The following is a 1,305-nucleotide window of genomic DNA, read 5'->3' as shown; positions in this document are numbered from 1 at the left end:
GGCCACCAATCTCACCAATCAGCTGTGCTTCTTTGAGCCGGTTTTGCTCTTTCTCTTTATCAAATATCGGGCCGATGCTGCCGTTGGCATTGTCGGTGTCGCGGCTCAGGTCATCGACATTTTTACTTCTTATCAGTAAGGACGGTTATACTTTCATAAAAATCCAATATATCAATAAAGTACTGCCATGAGTCATTACTAGTGAACATAGATATTTCATGTTTACAGCCTAACTTTCCAATATAAATCTCAGGGAAATCAGTTCCTCGTGCCGCAAATCGAAGGCAATGGCTTGCTCGATAGTCAAACATTGCATCAGCTATAATATCATTTTCTATTTCTTCACTTTCATAGAAGTGCCAAATTTTATAAGCCAAGGAGCCACTATCTGTGGTATTTATCGGCAATTCTGATGTTTTAATTTCGTATTCATTATCAAATAGCCATTCAATAAATCTGGGTAGATTGATATTTCCACAGAAAATAGATGTTGAGTTAGTCTCATTTTTTATTGATATATCAACTAATTGATATTCATCCTGCAATGAACCTTTAAGTAAACTGAATCTTAATCTATTCATTATTTTCCCTTGATCAATTTATTATATTCAGCCTTACTAATATCGCCACGAGCAAGAAACTCACGTAATACTTTGGGTGGTGCTTCTGTTCCCGGTATTGGATATCCATGCCAACCACCAGCATTATCTGGTTGAAACTCATATACTTTACCATCACTAATACCATATTGTTGTTTGCCACCTTGGATTGAGTTATTTAGAACCTCTTGTGCTTTTGAGTCACTTAAGTCCATTGGTGTTCCCCCAACCCCCGGTTGCATGTTTTGGGCTAGGTACATACGTACTATTATCTGCCAGATAAGCCAAATCATCTTTATTCTGCTCTGGGATCGGCGTTACTGTCGTATTTCCACCCGTATCCGGCTTGCCATCCGTATTACCAGTATCAGTAATCGCCTGACCTGTAGATTGGTCATTACCTGTATGACTTGGTGAATTATCTGCTATTTGATCTCCGCCCGTGTTGGTTGAGCCTGACTCAGCTATCTGGTCACCACCAGTATTAGAAGGGCCATTTTCTCCTTGCCCCATCATTGCCTGGATAGCCAATATTGCAACTTGCGCAGCCATTGGGCAATCACTACCAGAGAGGCATTTTGTCACAACATCACTGCCAAATTCTTTCACCGCTGTATCCAGCTTTTGCGCTATCGCAGCATTGGCTTCACTTTGTGGCGTTTGCCCTGCTACCGGTGGAGGTGGCACCAACATTTGCAGCAGGAAG

General features: G+C 41.3%; 2 protein-coding genes and 2 pseudogenes. All 4 read right to left on the bottom strand.

The features are described from left to right. Positions 1–130: pseudogene (locus YALDO0001_RS22580) on the bottom strand (hemagglutinin repeat-containing protein); the annotation flags it as partial. After that, the gene (locus tag YALDO0001_RS19340) at positions 123–581 is read right to left on the bottom strand and encodes a hypothetical protein (protein WP_004705645.1); all 459 of its coding nucleotides are present in this window, start codon (positions 579–581) and stop codon (positions 123–125) included. The gene YALDO0001_RS19340 and the pseudogene YALDO0001_RS22580, both read right to left, overlap by 8 nt. After that, positions 581–814 carry an SHOCT domain-containing protein gene (locus tag YALDO0001_RS21625; RefSeq protein WP_049596093.1) on the bottom strand — a complete coding sequence of 78 codons (234 nt, stop codon included), beginning with the start codon at positions 812–814 and terminating at the stop codon, positions 581–583. Before YALDO0001_RS21625 ends, YALDO0001_RS19340 begins: the two co-directional genes overlap by 1 nt. Next, positions 801–1,305 (bottom strand): annotated as a pseudogene (locus tag YALDO0001_RS21620) (hypothetical protein); the annotation flags it as partial. The gene YALDO0001_RS21625 and the pseudogene YALDO0001_RS21620, both read right to left, overlap by 14 nt.

It is taken from the genome of Yersinia aldovae ATCC 35236, assembly GCF_000173735.1.
GTDB classification, from domain to species: Bacteria; Pseudomonadota; Gammaproteobacteria; order Enterobacterales; family Enterobacteriaceae; genus Yersinia; species Yersinia aldovae.
The sequence above is the reverse complement of the archived record's forward strand: the minus strand, read 5'-3'. Positions and strand labels throughout refer to the sequence as shown.

Excerpts from the sequence above, each read along its gene's own strand:
- YALDO0001_RS19340 (WP_004705645.1), bottom strand. The coding sequence starts at position 581 with ATGAATAGATTAAGATTCAGTTTACTTAAAGGTTCATTGCAGGATGAA.
- YALDO0001_RS21625 (WP_049596093.1), bottom strand. The coding sequence starts at position 814 with ATGGACTTAAGTGACTCAAAAGCACAAGAGGTTCTAAATAACTCAATC.